13 protein-coding genes and 2 tRNA genes are annotated in these 20,477 nt (G+C 65.3%); 8 read left to right on the forward strand and 7 right to left on the reverse strand.

Annotation, left to right across the window (positions count from 1 at the left end):
- The 3 genes from FJ386_12000 to FJ386_12010 all read right to left on the reverse strand — a co-directional run.
- Positions 1-771 (reverse strand): hypothetical protein (locus tag FJ386_12000; protein ID MBM3877430.1); only part of this gene is annotated, 771 nt, incomplete at its 3' end.
- 11 nt (positions 772-782) lie between these two features.
- Entirely contained in the window at positions 783-3,188 is a 2,406-nt protein-coding gene (locus FJ386_12005) for a DUF1549 domain-containing protein (GenBank protein ID MBM3877431.1), read from the reverse strand.
- Positions 3,189-3,337: 149 nt separating this feature from the next.
- A tRNA-Gly gene (locus FJ386_12010) sits at positions 3,338-3,411 on the reverse strand.
- A 66-nt stretch (positions 3,412-3,477) separates the two neighbouring features.
- On the opposite strand from FJ386_12010, the gene FJ386_12015 reads away from it, so the two are divergent.
- The gene (locus tag FJ386_12015; GenBank protein ID MBM3877432.1) at positions 3,478-4,845 is read left to right on the forward strand and encodes a dihydroorotase; all 1,368 of its coding nucleotides are present in this window, start codon (positions 3,478-3,480) and stop codon (positions 4,843-4,845) included.
- A 20-nt stretch (positions 4,846-4,865) separates the two neighbouring features.
- Here FJ386_12015 and hisS read toward each other — a convergent pair whose 3' ends face one another.
- Positions 4,866-6,134 (reverse strand): histidine--tRNA ligase, encoded by a 1,269-nt coding sequence (gene hisS / locus FJ386_12020; protein MBM3877433.1) that lies wholly within the window; start codon positions 6,132-6,134, stop codon positions 4,866-4,868.
- 141 nt (positions 6,135-6,275) lie between these two features.
- On the opposite strand from hisS, the gene FJ386_12025 reads away from it, so the two are divergent.
- Together FJ386_12025 and FJ386_12030 are read left to right on the forward strand one after the other, a co-directional pair.
- Positions 6,276-7,040 carry a hypothetical protein gene (locus FJ386_12025; GenBank protein ID MBM3877434.1) on the forward strand — a complete coding sequence of 255 codons (765 nt, stop codon included), beginning with the start codon at positions 6,276-6,278 and terminating at the stop codon, positions 7,038-7,040.
- 108 nt (positions 7,041-7,148) lie between these two features.
- Entirely contained in the window at positions 7,149-9,239 is a 2,091-nt protein-coding gene (locus FJ386_12030; protein ID MBM3877435.1) for an elongation factor G, read from the forward strand.
- A gap of 4 nt (positions 9,240-9,243) precedes the next feature.
- Here FJ386_12030 and FJ386_12035 read toward each other — a convergent pair.
- Positions 9,244-9,318 (reverse strand) — tRNA-Met (locus FJ386_12035).
- Positions 9,319-9,377: 59 nt separating this feature from the next.
- Between FJ386_12035 and FJ386_12040 the strand changes: the two genes are divergently transcribed.
- The gene (locus FJ386_12040) at positions 9,378-10,343 is read left to right on the forward strand and encodes a leucine-rich repeat domain-containing protein (protein MBM3877436.1); all 966 of its coding nucleotides are present in this window, start codon (positions 9,378-9,380) and stop codon (positions 10,341-10,343) included.
- Between the two features lie 25 nt (positions 10,344-10,368).
- Here the strand turns inward: FJ386_12040 and FJ386_12045 are convergent, their stop codons facing one another.
- Positions 10,369-11,301, reverse strand: coding sequence for a prepilin-type N-terminal cleavage/methylation domain-containing protein (locus FJ386_12045; protein ID MBM3877437.1), 933 nt, complete (start codon positions 11,299-11,301; stop codon positions 10,369-10,371).
- A gap of 125 nt (positions 11,302-11,426) precedes the next feature.
- Between FJ386_12045 and FJ386_12050 the strand changes: the two genes are divergently transcribed.
- Positions 11,427-11,630, forward strand: coding sequence for a hypothetical protein (locus FJ386_12050; protein ID MBM3877438.1), 204 nt, complete (start codon positions 11,427-11,429; stop codon positions 11,628-11,630).
- Positions 11,631-11,699: 69 nt separating this feature from the next.
- On the opposite strand, the gene FJ386_12055 is transcribed toward FJ386_12050, so the two are convergent.
- Positions 11,700-13,286, reverse strand: coding sequence for a heme-binding protein (locus FJ386_12055; protein ID MBM3877439.1), 1,587 nt, complete (start codon positions 13,284-13,286; stop codon positions 11,700-11,702).
- Between the two features lie 109 nt (positions 13,287-13,395).
- On the opposite strand from FJ386_12055, the gene FJ386_12060 reads away from it, so the two are divergent.
- The 3 genes from FJ386_12060 to FJ386_12070 form a co-directional block, all read left to right on the forward strand.
- Complete coding sequence (locus FJ386_12060; GenBank protein MBM3877440.1) at positions 13,396-16,056, forward strand: hypothetical protein; 2,661 nt, start codon at positions 13,396-13,398, stop codon at positions 16,054-16,056.
- A gap of 3 nt (positions 16,057-16,059) precedes the next feature.
- A complete protein-coding gene (locus tag FJ386_12065; GenBank protein ID MBM3877441.1) occupies positions 16,060-20,145 on the forward strand; it encodes a hypothetical protein in 4,086 nt (1,361 codons plus the stop codon).
- A gap of 17 nt (positions 20,146-20,162) precedes the next feature.
- Positions 20,163-20,477: hypothetical protein (locus tag FJ386_12070; protein MBM3877442.1), on the forward strand; the 315-nt coding region annotated here is incomplete at its 3' end.

Here is a 20,477-nt window from a genome sequence, read left to right on the forward strand (position 1 = left end):
GAGGGTCGCCCCGTCGGCCTGCACGGTGGGCAGGAAGCCCACGCGAATTCCCTTCTGGCCCAGTTCCGGGTTGCCCTGCACCTGAATCGTCGCATCCGCGCCGGACCGGGTCAACAGCCGCGGACCACTCAACACGTCCACGCCCTCCGCCTCGTCAAGCCACCGGAGCATCTCGGCTCCCTGCCCCGCGGCGCGCACCAGGAACCGCTCGGCGGCGAATCTCTCGACCAACAGTTCACGCAAGCTGAGCGTGGCCACGGCCGTCTCGGGCATCGCGACCAGGCGCGTCTCGAGCATCACGCTTCCGGACGCGTCCTTTGTCGGCGTCACCATCACGAAGCCGCGCTTGTTTTCGGGCAGTTTCCAACCGCCGCTGACGGCCATGTTCCCGAACGAAAGGCGGACCGTCCCGTCCACGGTGAACCCCGCGCCCTCGGCGCCGGGCGGCTTCTGCGCCGCGGTGATCGCGGCGGGCGCAACTGCAACCGGCGCAGGTTTCGGCGGCGAAGTCTTGAGCCGCTTCAACTCCGTGGAATCCGCGCGCAGCCGGGCAAGCTCGATTTCGTTCACGCCGAGTGATTTCAGCAACTGGACCTGTTTGCGAAGCTGCTCGTTCTCGACATCCATTGAATCCGCCCGGCTGGCGCTGGCCCGTGCCGTGTCGCGGGCGGATTGCAGGACGGACTGAAGCCGGTTGCGGTCGCGCACGGCCTTGACCGCGACAAACACGGCGATCAACCCGACCGCGAGCGGAAGGAGCGTGTTTTTCATGGCGGTGCCCGTCAACGGACGAGCGAAAACTCCGGCAGCATCACAAGGCTCCACAAAAGGTCTGCGACGTCCTGCTCCGTGGGTTTTGGCCCGAGCGCCGCGCGCACGAGCTTGAGTTCGTCAGCCGTCGGCTTGCGGGACAGCGCGAACGTATAGAGCCACCGCGGGAGCGCGTCCGGCGAATCCCAATGGCGGGCGAGAAGCGACTTCGCACCGCGCTCGAGCGTTCCCGCGAGCACCTCGCCGTTGGCCAGGTCAATCGCCTCGAGTGTGCTGAGTTCATTCGGCCGCACGCTGACGATCTGGTCGCGGTTCGGCCGTCCGAGCGTGCGCATGAGAAAATCGCTCTTGAGCAAACCGGCGCGGACCATCGGCAAGTCCGTGAGCGCGGCCTGTGCGAGCATGGACTTGAGCGGCCCGCCGACCCGCTGGCCCCACCCGCCCGCGACTTCGACCACGGGCTTGAAGTCGTCGGGCTCCGCCTTGAACTTCCCGCGCGCGTCCGGTTGCGATTTCGTGCAGTCCCACGATTCGTCCGTCGCGATGGTCTCGCTCGCGCCGTCGGCAAACGTGAGCCGGGCCTCGAAGAACGCAGCGGCGGGATTGGGAGCGTTGCCCCCGTTCTTCGCGACGAGGAGGATTTCGTTGGCTCCGGCGCGAAGCCGGTTGGCGAAGGACACGCCGTCGGGCTGATCCCACTGGTCGCCGCTGCCGGCATTCTGCCCGTTGACGAAGAGCGTGTAGCTGTTGTCCACCGAGATGCTCGCGCCCGCGCGGACGGGCGCGGCGCGGAGGTTGAACTTCCGTCGCAGCGTGATCGTCTCGCCGGGCGCGGCGTTCGACGCGTCCGCGCGCGACCACACCCACTTGCCCGCGAGTTGGAGGCTCCGCAGCAGTTCCGCATCCGCCTTGCCGCGCAAGACCGGTGCGTCGAAGCGCGCGGGCGCAGTGCCGGTGAGTTGCCAGACCGTGTCGACAAATTGCTCCGCGGTGAGCCGCTTGGCTCGCGGCCCGGCGTAGACGTATCCACGATCATCCGCGTCCCGGGCCACGACCTGCGCCACGGATTGATACGCGTGCGAGGTCGCGATGAGTTCGAGCACTTTCTTGATGTCGAACCTGGAGTCCGCGAGGTGCACGGCGAGCTGGTCGAGGAGATCCGCGTTCCACGGTTCCGTCTGCATCGCGTCCGTCGGGTGCACGATGCCGCGCCCCATGAGCCGGTGCCAGAGCCGGTTGACGACCGTGCGGGAGAAACGGCCGTTCTCCGGATGCGTCATCAACGCGGCCAGTTGCTTGAGTCGCTCGGGCTGGGGCTTGTCCGGATCAATCTTGCCGAGTTCGGGGAAGAGCCACGCGGCCGACGCCGTCGTGCCGAGGGGTTTGTCACACCGATGAATGGTGAGCGGCTTGGCCGAGTAGATCGCCGCCAGCCCATAGGCCTCCTCCAACTTCCAGCGGTCGATGAAGCTGTCGTGGCACGACGCGCACTTGAGGTTGATCCCGAGGAACGTCTGGCCGACCGACTGCGCGAATTGAATCTCGACGGTCTGTCCCGCGCTCACGTCACCGCGCCACTTGATGCCGGCGGTGAACCCCTCGGTCTCCGGCCCCGGCGCGAGCAACTCCCGCGCAAACTGGTCGTAAGGCAGGTTGTCCACGAGCGCGCGATAGAGCCACTTGCTGATTTGCTTGCGGCCGCCTGTGATGAAGCCCGTGCCGCCGTAGTCGTTTCGGAGGAGGTCGTTCCAGAACGTCAGCCAGTGCTCGGCGTAGGCGACATCGTTTGCCAGCAATTCACGCACGAGGATGGCCCGGCGGTCGGGGCGCTTGTCCGCCAGGAATTTCTCCAGCGCCGCCGGTTCCGGCAGCAGGCCATGCAAGTCGAGGTGCAGGCGGCGCGCGAACGTCGCGTCGTCCAGCGGCGCGGTGCGCTTGAGCTTCTGTTTTGCGATGTGGGCGTCGAGGATGCGGTCGATCGCATTCGTGCGTCCGGAAACGACCCGCGGCAGGTCGGGCCGGCGCGGATGCAATGGCGGCTCGTAGGCCGGCTTCCTGAAGGCGAACCCCTCCATCCACGCGGCGCCCGAATCAATCCAGCGCTTGATCAACTCGATCTTGTCCGCAGGCACGCGCGCTCCCTTCGGCGGCATCTGCGTGTCGGGGTCCGTGGAACGAAGCGCCGTCAGCAATCGACTCTTCCTGCTGTCGCCCGGGACGAGCACCGCGCCGGACTCGCCGCCCTTGAGCAGCGACTCGCGGGTGTTCATCGAGAGGCCGCCCTTCTTCTTGTCGCCGGTGTGGCATTCGGCGCAATGCTGGCGCAGCACCGGGACGATGTCGTGCAAGAAGTCCACGTCGGCCGCGCAAGCCGGCATGAGCCAGAGCAACCACAGCGCCGGCGACCATCGCTTCAACGGCGACTTCGACGTGTTGACCGGGACCGTCATCTGACCATGCAATGCCATGACTGAACCTTGGATGCCGCAAATCGCCCGCGCTGACAAGCCCGCGCCGACGTCTGGTCCCGATACCTCGGGACGCCGCGGCAGGATGATTGAAGGAGTGGAGCGGGTGAAGGGAATCGAACCCTCGTGGCCAGCTTGGAAGGCTGGAGCTCTACCATTGAGCTACACCCGCAACGGACGCCGCGACACTACCCGCCGCGCTTGCGTTGTCAATTGGCCAGCCTTTATCCTGTGCGGCGTGAGCGCGCTTCTCATCTCGAACGGCCGGGTCATCGATCCCTCCACGAAGTTTGACGCGACCGCCGACGTGCTGATCTCGGATGGAAGGATCGCCGCCATCGGCCGGGACCTGGCGAGAACCTCGCCCCAGGATGCCGAGCGCATGGATGCGACGGGCCTCGTGGTCTGCCCCGGATTGATCGACTTGCACGTGCACTTGCGCGAACCGGGACAGTCGCCCAAGGAAACCATCGCCACGGGCACGCGCGCGGCGGCCCGCGGTGGATTCACGAGCGTCGTGTGCATGCCGAACACGTCGCCCGCCATCGACAACGCGGGCACGGTCGCGCTCATCAAGGAGCGCGCGGCGCGCGAAGGGTTGGTGAACGTGTTTGTGACCGGCGCGATCACCAAGGGCCTCGCGGGCGAGGAGCTCGCGCCGATCGGTTCGCTCAAGTCCGCGGGCGTGGTTGCGATCACCGACGACGGACATTGCGTGCAAAACAACGAGTTGATGCGTCGCGCCATGGAATACGCGCGCATGTTCGACCTGCCGGTGATGGATCACTGTCAGGACTACCTGCTCGTGACGGAGGGCGTCATGCACGAGGGCTACTGGAGCACCGTGCTCGGACTGCGCGGCTGGCCGGCCGCGGGCGAGGACGCCATCGTGGCGCGGAACATCCTGCTCGCGGAACTCACGGGCACGCGCATCCACTGCCAGCACTTGAGCAGCGCAGCCAGTGTGCGGCTGATCCGCGAGGCCAAAAAGCGCGGCGTGCCCATCAGCGGCGAGGCTTGCCCGCATCACTTCACGCTGACGGATGCCACCGTCGCGGGAAGCGAGAAATTCTGGGCCGGGGACGGCGCGGGAGTGTCCGGCGTCGGCGCAAACGGCCACCTGAAACCGTCATGGCCGCCCTACGACACCAACTTCAAGATGAATCCGCCGCTCCGCTCGGCCGCGGATCGCGAGGCCGTCCTCGAGGGACTTTGCGACGGGACGATCGAGGTGCTGTGCAGCGATCACGCGCCGCACTCTGATTACGAGAAGGAGGTCGAGTTCGACAACGCCCCGTTCGGCATCACCGGGCTTGAGAACGAACTTGCGCTTTCGCTGATGCAGCTCCACCACAGCGGGCGCATGTCACTCCCGGCGCTGATCGAGAAATACACGGTCGCGCCCGCGCGTTTGCTCAAGCTCGCGAAGGGCACGCTGGCCGTGGGCGCGGATGCCGACGTGACGGTGATGGACCCGGATCGCGAGTGGACGTTTCGCGCGGAGGACACGCAAAGCAAGTCGCGCAACAATCCGTTCCACGGGTGGCAGCTCAAGGGCAAGGCAACGGCAACGGTCGTGGCGGGCAAGATTGTCTGGCGCGAGTGACCGGCCATCGTTGCGCCAGCTTACGTTCGGATCGAATCCGCCACCTCCGCGGGGGCAACTTCCCGCTCATCCCGCGACTTCAGATGCTTCACGCGAGCAACGAGCCGGCCTTCCGCAGCCGGTGCCAGTTTCACTGTGTGTGTCGCACCGAGTTCCAGTGCGCGTTTGAACTGCTTGTCCGGCTTGAGCGCCGTGAGTGAATACTCCGTGCTGAATCCCGCGTCGCGAAGCTGCTGCACCACGCCGAGTGACGCCGCGCGGAGGGATTCTTCCTCGACGAGAACGACCACATCGCAGCGCGCGTCGCACTTCGGCAGCTTGCCGCGCGCCTTGAGCAGCTCGACCAGCACCACGTCGCCCATCCCGAAGCCGAGCGCGGGCAGGTCCACTTTCCCGCCGGACACCTGCTTGATGAGGTTGTCGTAACGTCCGCCGCCACAAATCGCGCGGAACTCCCCCTTGCGGTCGAAGGCCTCGAACACCGGGCCCGTGTAGTAGGCGAGCCCGCGAATGACGCCGTAGTCCACTTTCACGAAGTCCCCGAGGCCGCGGGCGGTGACATTGTGGAGGATGGCGCGAAGTTCCGGTGTCGGTTCGGCCGACGTGATGAAGGACTTCACTTGATCGGGCGGGAAGCCCAGTTTCGCGAGCGCCTCGCCGCTGCCCTCGGGTTCGCGCTCCAGCTTGTCCACGGCTTGATAGAAGGCATACGCGTCCGATGGCTCGCCAGCATCCGCGGCACCTGTCCGTCCGCGCTCGAAGAATTCCTGCCATGCGTTCCGGCTGCCGAGGCGCACCACAAAATCCTCACTCGTGAGGCCGAGCGCGCGCAGCGAGTCCACGAGCAACGCGATGAGTTCGGCGTCAGCCGCGGGATCCTTCTCGCCGATGATGTCGCAGTTGAGCTGGAAGTGCTCGCGAAGCCGGCCCTTCTGCTGGCGCTCGTATCGGAAGAGCTGCGGAACGGAAAACCACTTGATGGGTTTCTTGTAGTTCCGCTCGTGCGCCGCGGCCATGCGGGCGAGCGTGGGCGTCATCTCCGGCCGCAGCGCCACGGCGCGGTCGCCCTTGTCGTTGAAGTTGTAAAGCTGCGCGACGATCTCGGCACCGCTCTTGTTGGTGTAGAGCTCCAGCGGCTCGAGCGGCGGGCCGTCGTATTCGCGGAAGCCGTAGCGGCGCGCGACCGCGCTCCACGTGTCGAAGATGTGCCGGCGCGCGTCAGCGCTCCACGCGTCCGCCGTCGGCAACGGTTCGGGATAGAAATCGCGGAAGCCCGGCAGGCGTTCCATAGGCGGCAGAGTATGGGTGCGCCTGGCCAGGATCCAAGTTCCAAGTTCAGGATCGGGGCCGCCGAAGTTCGCCGACGCGCGGGACTTGGGCTCGCCAAGTCGCTGCGCCGCGTGTAGAAAACACCGGCAAAAATCAAGCCCATGAAACCCACCCGACTCTTCGCGGGCCTCGCCGTGCTCGTGGCCGCCTCGTGCGCCTTGCTCGGCTGGCAGAAGGCCCGACGACTCGAGCACACCAACGCGGAACTCGCCGCCCAACTCAAGGAAGCCCGGGACGAGCACGCGGCGGAGGAGAAATCCAAGTCACGCCACCGCCACTCGGACGACGCCGAGTTGAAGCGGCTCCGTGTCGAGGCGCAGGAAATCCATCGCATGCGCAACGAACTGACGCAACTCCGGGGCGGCGCGCCGGAAGTGGAGAAACTCCGCGCGGAGAATCAGAAGTTGCGCACCGAGAACATCGGCCTGCGCAGCGCCGTCTCGGCGGCAGTGCCCATCCCCGCGGCCACGACCGCCCCGCAGAATCGCTTCGGCCGCGACCAGTGGACACACTCCGGCTTCGCCACGCCCGAGACTGCGCTGGTTTCCGCAATCGCCGCCATGAAGGACGGCAAGCCGCAGGCGTATCTGGATGCGCTCGGCCCCGAGGAACAGCTTCGCATGGCGAAAGCGTGGCAGGGCCGCGCCGAGGGCGACATCGCCGCCAAGCACCAGGCGGACGTGGCAGCGTTCACCGGCATCCGCGTGCTCGACCGGCAGGACGTCTCGCCGACGGAAGTGGTCATGAATGTGTTTCTCGAAGGGGCGGGGCGTGTCGAACAAGTCTCGATGAAACGCGTCGGTGCGGACTGGAAGTTCGGCGGGTTCATGCGGCCGCCCCCGCCCGCGGGCGCGAAGGGGCCTTGAGTTTGGGAGATTGGGGCCCGCGGCGGATTTGGGCTTGGCGCAGCGGACGGGTTCTCCTAGCCTCCGCGCCACAGCATCGGCAAACGGGAACCCCCAACTCCACCACTCGTGAAAGACTACGCACCCAAGGACATCCGGAACTTCGCCATCGTCGGGCACGCTTCGTCCGGCAAGACGCTGCTCTCGGAGGCGATGCTGGCGTGCTGCGGCGTCATCAACCGCATGGGCTCGATCACCGGGGGAACCACGGTGAGCGATTACCATGACAGCGAGAAGAACCGGCAGATTTCCACGCACGCATCGCTGCTGCATGCCGACTGGCTCGGGCGCAAACTCAACATCATTGATTGTCCCGGCTACTCGGACTTCATCGCGGAGGGGCTCGGGGCGCTGCGGGTCGGGGACTTCGCGCTCGTGGTCGTGCACGCCGTGCACGGTGTCGGAGTGGGCACCGACGCGGTGTGGAAATACGCCACGCAGTCCGGCCTGCCGAAGTTCATCGTGGTCAACGCGCTGGACAAGGAGAACGCGAACTTCGACCAGGTCCTGGCGCAGTTGCGTGAGCATTATGGGGCGCGTGTATTCCCGCTGAACCTCCCGCTGAACGCCGGGCCGGGCTTCAACCAGCTTCTCGATGTCATCCGCTCGGAGGTCACCACCTATGCAGGCGACCGCAGCGGCAAGTTCACCGAGGCGCCGGCGGCCGGGGCGCACGCGGAGCAGGTCAAGGCACTTCACCAGCAACTCATCGAATACATCGCCGAGGCGGACGACTCGCTCATGGAGAAGTTCTTCGAGCAGGGCGGCCTGAGCGAGGACGACATGCGCGCGGGCCTGCACGCCGCAGTGCAGAAACAAGCGTTCATCCCGGTGTTTTGCACCGCGGCCGAGCCCAACGTCGGCGTCATGCGCCTGCTCGATGTGATTGCCAAATACGGCTCGTCCCCCGTGGACCGCGCGAACGTCCCGGCGACGGACGCCGCGGGGAAGGCCATCGAGACCCGCCTCACCGACAGCGAACCCGTGCTCTACGTGTGGAAGACCATGGCCGAGGCCTCGTTCGGAGAGCTGTCCTTCTTCCGCCTCTACGCCGGCGCGGTGCAGTTCGGGTCGGAGCTTTACAACAGCGAGCGGCGGCACACGGAGAAGGTCGGCCAGATTTACCTGTTGAACGGGCGCAACCGCGAGTCCGTCCCCAAGGTCGGCGCGGGCGACATCGCGGCGGTCGTGAAACTTCGCGGCACGAACACCGGCGACACGTTGTCGAGCCCCGCGCGACCGGTCACATTGCCGCGCGTCGTCTACCCCAAGCCCACGATTCACTCGGCCCTTCGCCTCAAGGTCAAGGGCGAGGAGGACAAGGTCGCGCAAGGACTCACGGCGTTGCAGCACGAGGACCCGACGTTTCATTTCCACGTGGACGGCGAGCTGCACCAGACCGTGCTTTCGGCGCAAGGGGAGCTGCACCTCGATGTGTTGATCGACCGGCTCAGGCGCCGATACAAGGTCGAGGTGGAGCTCGTCCAGCCGCGCATTCCCTTCCGCGAAACCATCAAGGCGAGGGCCGACTCCAAATATCGCCACAAGAAACAGACCGGCGGCTCCGGCCAGTTCGCGGAAGTCTGGATGCGCATCGAGCCGCGCGTGCGCAACTCCGGCCTTGAATTCACCCAGTCGCTCACCGGGCAAAACGTGGACCGGACATTCGTTCCAAGCGTCGAGAAGGGCGTGAACTCAGCATGCAAGGAAGGCATCCTCGCGGGCTACCGCATCGTGGACCTGAAGGTGGACTTCTACGACGGCAAGATGCACCCGGTGGACTCGAACGACATTTCATTCCAACTCGCGGGAAAGGAAGCGTTCCGCGAGGCATTCCAGAACGCGCGGCCGTGCCTGCTCGAACCCATCCACAAACTCGAGATCACCGTGCCCGACGACGCGCTCGGCAAAATCATCGGCGACCTTTCGAGCCGGCGCGGACGGATCATGGGCATGGACGCGGACGGCAGTTTCCAAGTCGTAAAAGCCACCGTGCCCGCGGTGGAACTCTACCACTACGGCACCGTGCTGCGTTCGCTGACCGGCGGACGGAGCGCCCACGTCGAGGAATTCAGCCACTACGAAGAGATGCCGCGCGAAATGGAAGCGAAGACGGTGGACGAGGCGAAGAAGCTCAAAGCCGGCGCGGCGCCGGCCTGAAGCCTCGTGCCAGAGGCAGGAATTGAACCTGCGACCAAAGGCTTATGAGTCCTCTGCTCTACCCCTGAGCTACTCTGGCTGCACGATCGGGCGCGGTGACTTTTGCCGAGTCCGGACTTCGTTGCAACTTTTGAGTTGATGTCGCGCAGCGCTCCGCCCTCTCCGGGAGATCGAACGGCCCGGTTGCCGGTTGAAAAGCTGCCGCCCCTCGTGCTAAACATCGCCACGTTGAGACTCACGACTCCAACCACGAACGTTCCAACCAAGCCCATGAAAACTGCATCATCCTTCCTCGCCGCCAGCATCGCGGTCTTCTCCGCAGCCGGCACGCTTGCAGCCGCGGACGCGCCGCTGTTCCCGGACAAGAAACTCGAAGCTGCAGTTCGCCGATACGTCTTCGAGAAGCGCGACACGGACAAGCCGCTCGTCGAGGCGGATGTCGCCAATCTCTCGACCATCAACGCCGCGGGCGCGGGCATCACGAACCTCGCGGGCCTCGAGAAATGCAAGGCGCTCGCGATGCTGGAATTGCCGGGCAACAAGATCAGCGACCTCGCGCCGCTCAAGGGACTCGACCGGTTGCAGTTCCTGAACCTCGCGCACAATCAGGTCGAGGACGTCGCCCCGCTCGGCAGCGTGAAGGCGTTGCAATACCTCGAACTGTCGAACAACAAGCTGAAGAACATCGAGCCGTTGGCGGGACTGACGAATCTCGCCTCCGTTTATCTCTCCACGAACCAGATCGCGAACATCGCGCCGCTCACGCGGCTTCCCCGGGTTTCGTCGCTCTATCTCGACGCCAACGGGCTGACCCATGTTGCCGGCCTCGGCGAACTCTCGCGACTCACGATGCTCTCACTCGACAACAACCAACTGACGGACCTCGGCGCGCTGGAGAAACTGGGCCGGCTCTCGATGCTCTTTCTGCGCACGAACAAGCTCACGGACATCACTCCGCTGCACAACGCCGCGCAGCGGGACTTCAAGGGCGAGAAGCGGTTTGCACCGTTCCTGCAAGTGTATCTCGACGGGAACCCCCTCAGTTCGTCGGCGAAACGGCACGTCACCGCGCTCAAGGGATTCGGGACGCGCGTGTCGAACTGATTCGCGGGCTTCCGGGGTGTCGGTGCTAGTCGGACGGCTGAATGGTCCAGATGCCGCTCTGCCGCGCGGGATTGTTCGCGGCGCCCAGCGATTGCAACGGCGTGAGATGTTCCACATGGCCGTCGACGTGGAGGTAATTGAATCTGCCGGCATGAAAGTTGGCGTCGGTGACGCCGTTGCCGGGTTGGACGTGCTGGTTGGCGGCGTCAATCTTCGCATACGATGCATGGCCGGCTCCGTTGTAGTTGTGGACCATTTCCGTCATGAACATCGTGCTCGTCGGCGATGGAACGTCGCTTTGCCGGAGCGCGGGTTGATGTGAGGGGTCGGGCGAAGTGCCGGCCACGCCGGTGATGAGGTCGGCAGGATCCCATCGTGGAGGTATCGCACTGCTCGAAGTGGTCCAGTGAAGCCCAACGCCAGTGCGATTCGCAGGTGCGGGCGGCCAATCCCCGAGGCCGATGATGCCGCCGATGACGAACCTGCCCATATTATGCCGCGGCATTGAATAGGTGCGCTTCGTCCCGTTGGCCCACAGCGAGCCGGGCGGGGTGCCGGTGTCGAGTTCGACCTTGTCACTCGGGCACTTCATCAGCGGCCACATGTCGCGGCCGATTCGCAGGTAGTTGTCGCGCAATTGCGCCGCCGTGAACCGCATGCCGAGGTAGCTGCTCATCAAGTCGTCCCACGAATACGCCGGCGCTGTGATCAGGTAGATGCCCGCGTAGGGCAGGCGCGTGTCGAAGTCATCCACATACATCGCCATGCCGGTGCCGATCTGCTTGAGGTTGGCGGTGCACTTGGCGACGTGGCCCTTGCCCTTGGCCTTCGCCAGCGCGGGCAGCAACAATCCGGCGAGAATCGCGATGATGGCGATGACGACTAGAAGTTCGATGAGCGTGAACCCGGCGCGGCCGCGACCAGGGCTCCGGCGGGTGGTTGAGTGTGAAGAACCCATGACAGATTCGGATTGGTGAGATGTTGATATCGCAGTCGGCGAACGAGGTAAAGCCGCAATTCCGGCCTCGCAGTCCGCAGAGTTCGAATCGTGACATCCCATGTGTGGAGGGTATCGTCAACCCGATGACAGCCCCCGACTACCCGACAGGCGACCCGAAGGAATCCGCTGCGCCAGCGCCGGGGAGTTCTCCGAACGGCAGGCACCCTGCTGCCCCTGATGCGGCGGGTGTTTCAGGAGTTCCCACCAAGGAACTCACGCCCGAAGAGCAGATGGCGCTTTACGAGGCGGACTTGAAAGAAAACGACTGGGGCCATCAACCGTGCTGAGCCGCGGGGAAGTTGAACCTGCTCAGGCGGCTCGGAACGCCGAGTTCCTCGTGCCTTCGTGGTTCACCGTCAGAGCGCGGGATTGCGCGGGAACTTGGCGTAAGGCAGGCGCGCGCCGCGATAGCTCATCTTGTCCGCCCGGATCGCGTCCGGGGGCGCGAACAGCGCCGCGCCGCTCGCACCCACGATGTCGTCCTGGTCGATGCCGTCACCCGAAACTCCCACCGCGCCGATGAGCACGCCGCCGCGATAGAGCGGGAATCCACCGGGAAAAATCGTGATGCCGTTCGGAAGGTTTGGGTTGGGCGTGCCGGGCGCGAGCGTGTTCGCGGGCGTCGTCACCGTCGCGCCGTTGAGCGGATTGACGCCGCCGATTGGAAACAGGGAAAAGCGCTCCTGCAATCCGAGGAAGATCCCGGGCGCCGTGTTCAGAAGGCCCGGCGGATACATCGACTGCCCCATGAACCCCACGGTGCGGCTGCTGAAGGCGCGCGTGGCGTTGCTGAAAAAGAGCGCGGTGCGGGCCTTCTGCACGCTGACATCCCAACTGAAACGGGTCGTGTCCGGCGACGTGCAGATGCTGCCGAGCACGATGGGCGCGGTGTTGTTGCCGGGATTGTTCACCACGCTGATGAACACCTGCATCGGGCGTCCGCGCGGCAACCGGATTCCAGCGCGTGTGGTTCGGGCGCGGTTTGCCCCGGCTGTCAGGATGGCGGTGACTTCGGGCGCCGTGAGCCGCAGCGCGGACGCGAGCGTGGACGTAGTGTCTGCGATGATCGGGAATCGCAGTTCGCCCGTGACCCCTCCGATGGTGAGGGCGGGATACGTGATGACCGGACTGTTCGTGAGCGGAAAGGCGGCGAGCGAATTCCCGTTGCCCGGCGCCGTGAGCGATACCGCAGCGCCAATCGCGGGCGGTGCATTCTCGAGGTAGGCGAAGCGCACGCCATCCACCGTGACGCGAGACCCAAAGATCGTCGGCGAGGGCGCGAAGCCGAGTTGCCCCGCCAGCGCGACGTCTTCCTGCACATACGGACTCGCGATGACGGACGGGGAGATGTTCGCCGGGCTTTCGCCGTCAAAGGCGACTCCCACTCCCCCGATCAACACACCGTTCTTGTAGAGCGGCACCCCGCCGGGGACGCCTGCGAGCCCGCCAGTCAGGGGCGTGGTGACGGCGCCACCGTTCGTGCCGTTCGTCAGCGCGGGGTTGTAGCCCGCCGGATTCTTGAAACGATTGATGTCCGTGAAGTCGAGGTTCGAGAAATTCACGCCCACGAGCGGGCCGGGCGGCTTGTTGTTGACGCCGGGCGGATAGTTTTGCTGGACGATGAAGCCCGCCGTGCGCGTGCTGAACGCGTGCTGGTCGCTGCTCAGGAACGCCGCCGTGCCCGCCTTGGCGATCGCCAGCGGAACGGGACCGGTGACGTCGGTAAGGGAACTGTTTCCGGTGCCAGTCACGCTCCACACGCCAAGCACGTAACCTTCCCGATCCACGACGGCGACGAAGGCGTTCCCCACGGCGAGCTGCTGGGCGCGCGTGACGGCCTGCGCGATGACGTTGGTGACGTCCGAGGCCAGCGGGATGAACTGCGCGGCGCGCGCCGTCGCGCCAGGCAACACGGCAAGGAGGATGAGCGCGAGAAGTCTCACGGACGCGAATCTTGTCGGAGATTTTCCATGGCGAGGCAAGTGCAAAGGCGGCGGGAGCGCAGTTGCGACTTGCTTTCCGGCACGAAACCGCGACTCAATCTCCCACGCGATGACGAGGCCGACCGACTCCCACACGGGCGCATGGAAGCGGGACTTGACCCGCGCGTTCTGGTCGGCAGTCGGGCTCGCGTTTCTCGTCGCTCCCGGACCGGGACTTGCGCAGGACAAGCTCGCGACCAAGCTCCTCCAAGGTCGCAAACCAAAACCCGTCAACCCCGACACCGAACCGCCGCGCGATCCGGCGGCGTTGAAGTTCAGACAGGAAATCACCTCGGGCCCGGCCCCGCTCGATCCGGCGGAATTCAGCCCCGACTTTGGCTCACGTCTCTTTCTATCGCCCGCCTTCGCCGTGCCCGATCCGAAGCTCGAGCTGCGCGTTTCCACCAACCGAAGCCGCGCCCTGCCCCCGTCGGTTTTCAATCCGGACCTCTCGCCGTCCCCCGCCCTGCCGCCGTGGATTCGTGACGCCCAGACATTGCGCGCACAGTCGCAACGCACGACAGCCGTCCCGCCGGCACCGCCCGCCCAGTTCAACCCGGACCCGGGCGCGGGGAAAGGCACGACGTCGCCGACGCAGTCCCAGCCGTTTTTCCGAACCGAGCCGTGGACCGCACCCCGCCCATTTGGCAGCGAGCCATTGCCCCATGCACTCGAACTGCCCCGGATGCGCGTGCGCGTGGGCGATTTCGTGCTGGAGCCCGAGCCGCCGCCGACGGGTTTTGGTTTCGACCCGGTGCCGCGCGGACTGGCGCCGCCGCGCGCCCAGTCGCGCAGGAATGACTTCACGCTCAGTCTCGACGCGCCGCCGCCGCGTTACGGACTTGAACCGCTCGCGGGAGAGCTCACCTTGCCGCGCCCAAACACACGCCGAAATCTTCGCATCGACGATCAGTTGCACCCGCACGATTACGCGAGCCCCGGCGACTACCAGAATCCGCCCGCGAGCGAGCCGCGCCCCGACCGGTGGCGCGTGCCGTTCGCGCAATGGAAGCGCTATCCGAAAAGCGGCGTGGAGTCGCCGCTCTTTTACGACAAGCCCGCTCTGTGGCATCCGTATCGGCAGAGCCTGCTCAAAGGCGACCTGCCCGTGATCGGCGACGACATTTTCCTCAACGTGACCGCGACATCGCTCACGGATTTCGAGGCGCGCACCGTGCCGACTCCATCCGGCGTGAGCGCGGCGCAACCCGGCGCCGCCGAATTCTTCGGCCGCAGCGAGGCGATGAGCGTGTCGCACAACCTCTCGTTCTCGTTCGAGCTGTTCAAGGGCGAGACCGTGTTCAAGCCCGTCGAGTGGGCGCTGCGCGTCACGCCGGTTTACAACCTCAACTATCTCCACGCGCAGGAGACGGGCGTGGTTTCGCCGGACCCGCGCGGCGCGATCGGCGGGGCGAACCCGGCGCTCAACCAGCCGCCTCCGAGCAACGCGGGCATACAAAACCCGCTCGACCTCGACACGCTGCTCACCGGACAGGTGGCGCCCGTAAGCGACGACCTCGCGGGCCGGCGCCACACGGTCCGCACGCGGGACTTCTTCGCGTTGCAGGAATACTTCGCGGAGCTGCACCTCGGCGACCTTTCGGACAACTACGACTTCTGGGCGGTGCGGCTCGGCAACCAGTTCTTCAACTCGGACTTTCGCGGGTTCATCTTCAACGACGTGAACTTCGGGCTGCGCTTCTTCGGCAACCGCGACAACAACCGCTGGCAATACAACGTCGCCGGATTCGACACGCGGGAGAAGGACACGAACTCCGAACTGAACACATTCAACGCGCGCAACCAGCAACTCCTCATCGCAAATCTCTACCGGCAGGACTTCCTCGTGCACGGTTACACGGCGCAGTGGAGCCTGCACTTGAATCAGGACGAGGGCACGATCCAATACGATCGCAACGGAAACATCGTGCGCCCCGCCCCGATCGGCGCGGTGCGGCCGCATGATGTGCGAGCCTACTACTTCGGCTGGGGCGGCGACGGCCACGTCGGCCGATGGAACATCAGCCACCAGTTTTATCACGTCATCGGCGACGAGGGTTTCAACGGCATTGCCGGCAGGCCGGTGGACATCAACGCGCAGATGGCCGCGGTCGAATTGAGCTACGACCGCGACTGGTTGCGCTACAAGGGCACATTCTTCTGGGCGAGCGGCGACGGCAACGCGGACGACCAGCACGCGACGGGTTTCGACACAATTATCGACAACCCGAACTTCTTCGGCGGTCCGTTCAGCTATTGGGTGCGGCAGGGCTTCAACCTCGCGGGCTCCGCAGTCTCGCTCAAGCAGCGCTCGAGCCTCGTGCCCAACCTGCGCACGAGCAAGACGCAGGGCCAGGCGAACTTCGTGAACCCCGGCGTGTTCATCTACGGCCTCGGGCTCGAGGCCGAGATCACGCCGAAGCTGCGCGGATTTTTCAACGCGAACTACATCCAGCTTGCCGAACCCGACCCAATCCAGACCGTGCTGCTCACCGACAAGATCGGCCGGGAGATGGGCTTCGACCTGAGCCTCGGCTTCGTCTACCGCCCGCTGCTCACGGAAAACATCATCCTCACGACGGGCTTCGGCTCGCTCATTCCCGGTCGCGGCTATCGCGACATTTTCCGGCGCAACACCGATCCCGTGGCCAATCTGGACCAGGCCGGCAAGGCGGGGCGCGTGGATAGTCTTCTCTACAGCGGAATCATCACACTGACATTCACCTACTGACCCATGAAAGCGCCAAAGCCCGCAGGTTTCCCTCCTGCTCCTAATCCACCGTGGCACGCCCCCGTCGGAGCGGGAAGATCAGGATCAAGATCACGATCGGGAACCGCTCTGTGCGGATTGCTGATCGTGTTGGGTTTCGCGCCAGGCAGTCATTCCGCGGAAACTGGTTTCGGCCCGAAGATTTCCGTCCCGCTCGACTCGCCCGCCGCACGCTCTCCCAAGCCTCACAACCTCGTCGATCAACCGCGCGACGCCGCGAGGTTGAAGAGCCGCGGCTGCATCGAGTGCCACCTGCCGAAGGGCGCGACGCCGACGCACGCCGAGATGTCCATGCACAACTCGCCGAATGTCGTGCTCGGCTGCACCGACTGCCACGGCGGCAACCCCTCGCCCGGCCTCACACAGCGCAAGGCGCACGTGCTCCCGCGCAACCCGCTGTTCTTCGAGTCGAGCGCGAACCCGAACGACTCCACGATCCTGCTCAACCACGAATCGCCCGAGTTCGTCCAGTTCGTGAATCCCGGCGACCTGCGCGTCGCGCAGAAAACCTGCGGCGTGTGCCACGAGAAGGAGTTGCGCGATGTCGGCCACTCGATGATGCGGCACGGCGGGATGCTGTGGGGCGCGGCGCTCTACAACAATGGCGCGGTGCCGTTCAAGAACCCGCGCTACGGCCAGGCCTACGGACCGAACGGTGTCCCGCTGCGGCTCGTCGCGCCCACGCCGGTCACTCCCGAGGACACACGCCGCTACGGCGTGCTGCCGTTCATTGACCCGCTCCCGATGTGGCACGTCTCGCACATCAGCAACATCCTGCGCATCTTCGAGAAGGGCGGCGAGAAGGCCCTGCAACTCGGCGTGCCCACGGTGAACGAACCGCCCGGCAAGCCCGCGCGCCGCTTTTCTGACCGCGCGCTCGGCACGAACCTCCGCACGGACCCGGTCTTCCTCAACCTGCAGAAAACGCGCCTGCACGACCCGATGCTGGACTTCATGGGCGGCAACAACCACCCCGGCGACTATCGCTCGAGCGGCTGCTCCGGCTGCCACGTCGTTTACGCCAACGACCGTTCGCCCTCAAACTCCGGCTGGTATTCCAAGTATGGCCATCAGGGGCTGTCCTTCAGCCGCGACCCGGCCATCCGCAAGGACGAGCGCGGGCATCCCATCGAGCACGCGCTCACGCGCAGCATCCCGAGCGCGATGTGCATGAACTGCCACATGCACCAGGGCAACCTCTTCGTGAACCCGTATCTCGGCTACGTGTGGTGGGACCAGGAAAGCGATGGCGAGTTCATGTATCCGCATCCAAAGAATCCGCTCGCGGACAACGCGCACTTTCGCGGCAACAAAAAGCGCGACGACCTGCTCAAGCAGAAGAACCCGACCGACGAGCAGATGGTGGACGCCATCCGCAAGAACCCCGAGGCCGCCGCCGCGCGCGGTTTGTGGGGCGACATCGAGTTCCTCGAAAAAGTCGCCGAGCTCAACCCGCAGTTGAAGCAGACGCAGTTTGCCGATTACCACGGCCACGGCTGGATTTTCCGCGCCATCTTCAAGAAGGACAAGAAGGGCAACATGACCGACCTGCACGACAACATCGTCGCGCACGACGACCCGCAGAAATGGCAGAAAGCGGTTCACCTGAAGGACGTCCACCTCGCGAAAGGCATGCAGTGCGTGGACTGCCACTTCCTCACGGACGTGCACGGCGACGGCAATCTCTACGGCGAACCGCGCGCGGCGTCGACCATCGAGTGCATTGACTGCCACGGCACCGTGAACGCGCGCCCGACGCTCATCACCACCGGCAACGGCGGCAAGTTCGGCAACGGCGACCGTGGCGTGGACCTGCGCGCGAGCAACACGCCGTGGGGCGCGCGCTTTGTGTGGGAAGGCAGCCGTCTCTTCCAACACTCGACCATGTCGCCCGACATCCGATGGGAGATTCCGCAGACGATTGACGTCATCAATCCGCAGCACCCGCGCTACAACGCGAAGGCCAGCCACGCGAAGACCCTCCGCCGCGATGGTGAGCATTGGGGCGACGTCCCTGCTGCTGCCAGCTGCCCGCAACAACTCGCGCACGACAACAGCCGCATCACCTGCCAGGTCTGCCACAGTTCGTGGGCGACGAGCTGCTTCGGCTGCCACCTCCCGATGCGCGCGAATCAGCGCACGCCACGCAACAAGTTCGATGGCGCCATCACGCGCAACTTCACCGGCTACAATCCGCAGGTCGTCCGCGACGATGTCTTCCAACTCGGCGTGGACGCGACCTACAAGAGCAACCGCCTCGCGGTGCTGCGCTCATCGAGCGCCATCATCGTCGGCTCGCAAAACGCGAACCGCGAGTGGGTTTATTCGCAGCAGCAAACGGTCAGCGCCGAGGGCTACAGCGGGCAGGCTTACAACCCGCACTTCCCGCACACGACCAGCAGCGTCGGCACCACGAAAAACTGCACCGACTGCCACCTTTCGAAGGCGAACGACAACAATGCGTGGATGGCTTCGATGCTCGGCTTCGGCACGGGCACGGTGAATTTCTTCGGCCGCTATGCGTGGGTGGGCGCGGGCACGGACGGCTTTTACGGCGTCGTGTGGACCGAGCAGGAGGAACCGCAAGCTGCGTTCGGCAGCCACCTGCACAAGCTCGCTTACGCGGACAACTTCAAGAGGCACGTCGAGCAGCACAAGGGCGTCTTGCAAGCGAAGGATGGCGCGAAGCACCTCGTTCACCATCATCACGCGAAGGAGATTCTCGACCTCACCCTGCGCGGCGAATACCTCTACACCGCCAACGGCGCGGACGGCTTCGAGGTCTTCGATGTCGCGAACATTGACCAGAAGGGCTTCAGCGAGCGCATCGTCACCGCGCCCGTTTCGCCGCTCGGCCAGCGCACGTGGGTGCGGACGAAATACGCCACGAGCGTCACGCTGCCGAGCACGCTGGGCATTGACCCGCTGCGCCTGCGCAAGTCCGGCACCGAGCAGCACCCGCAGTTCGGCGAAATCTACGTCGGCAACGAAGAACAGCCCATCAGCCTCATCTACGCGTGGGTGTTCATCACCGACCGCGAGGAAGGGCTCGTGATGACGAGCGTCGGCACGCTCGTGGACGGCGACCCCAACAACAACTTCCTCGGCGGCAAGGGCGAGGTGACGCACCGATTCAATCCGGAGAACAAGTTGAAAGGCGCGATGCATTCGTTCATGGCGGGCACAAACCTCTACGTTGTCAGCGAGAAGGGATTGTTCGTGCTCGGGTTGAGCAACACCGACCTCGGCCCGCCGAAGCTGCTCGCCGAACTCGGTGGTTTCAAGAATCCGCGCGCGGTCGGCGTGCAGTTCCGCTACTGCTTCGTCACGGACGACGAGGGGCTCAAGGTTGTGGACATCACCGAACCGGCGAAACCGCGGCTGATTCCCGGCGCCACAGTCAAGCTGCGTGACGCGCGGCGCTTCTATCTCGCGCGGACGTATGCCTACGTCGCAAACGGCGCGTCCGGCCTCGCCATCATTGACATCGAGAATCCGGAGCAGCCGCGGCTCGACCAGGTCTTCGACGCCGACGGCCAGATGAACGACACGCGAGCCGTGCAGGTCGGCTCGATCAACGCCTCGATGTTTGCGCTCGTCGCCGACGGCAGGAACGGCCTGCGCGTCCTCCAACTCATCTCGCCCGACACCGTACCGGGGCACATGGGCTTCAGCCCCAAGCCGAATCCGAAGCTCATCGCGACGTATCCGACGAAGGGGCCGGCCGTCGCCGTCTCGCGCGGGCTCGACCGCGACCGCGTCGTGGACGAAACCGGAAACCAGACTGTCGTGTTCGGGCGCCGCGGCTCGCGCCCCTTCAACCTCGACGAGATGTCCGCGTTCCTCCGGCACTTCTCCGGCCCCGCACCCTCGGACCCGAAGGCCCGTCGCTCCGGCGCGCTGAACCTTGTCTCGGACACAGTGCTGAAGGACGGACAACTGAAGACCAAGAGCGGCGTCGCATTGAAAGAACCGCAGCCGTTCAAGCCCTTGCCGGAGATCACGACCACCCCGCCGCCGAGCGAGCGGCTGGTGCGACGCGGGAGATAGCAGCGAACTCAAACGACATGCACATCGGCCGCAAAGCACGAGAAACGGGCACCGCGCTCCTGACGGGGCTGCTGCTTCTCGGTGTGCTTTGCAACGGCAACGCGCAAGACAAGGTCACGACGCTCGCCGGTTCCCCTGCCCTGCCCGGCGCCGCGGATGGTTCGCTCGCCGTCGCGCGGTTCGGTGATCCGACCGCCATCGCAGTGGATTCGCTCGGCAACATCTACATCGCCGACACGGCCAACAACACCATCCGCAAGATCACGCCGCTCGGCACCGTGTCCACCCTCGCCGGCCTCGCAGGTGAACCGGGATCTGCTGACGGCACGGGT

It is taken from the genome of Verrucomicrobiota bacterium (assembly GCA_016871675.1).
Classification (GTDB): Bacteria; Verrucomicrobiota; Verrucomicrobiia; order Limisphaerales; family VHCN01; genus VHCN01.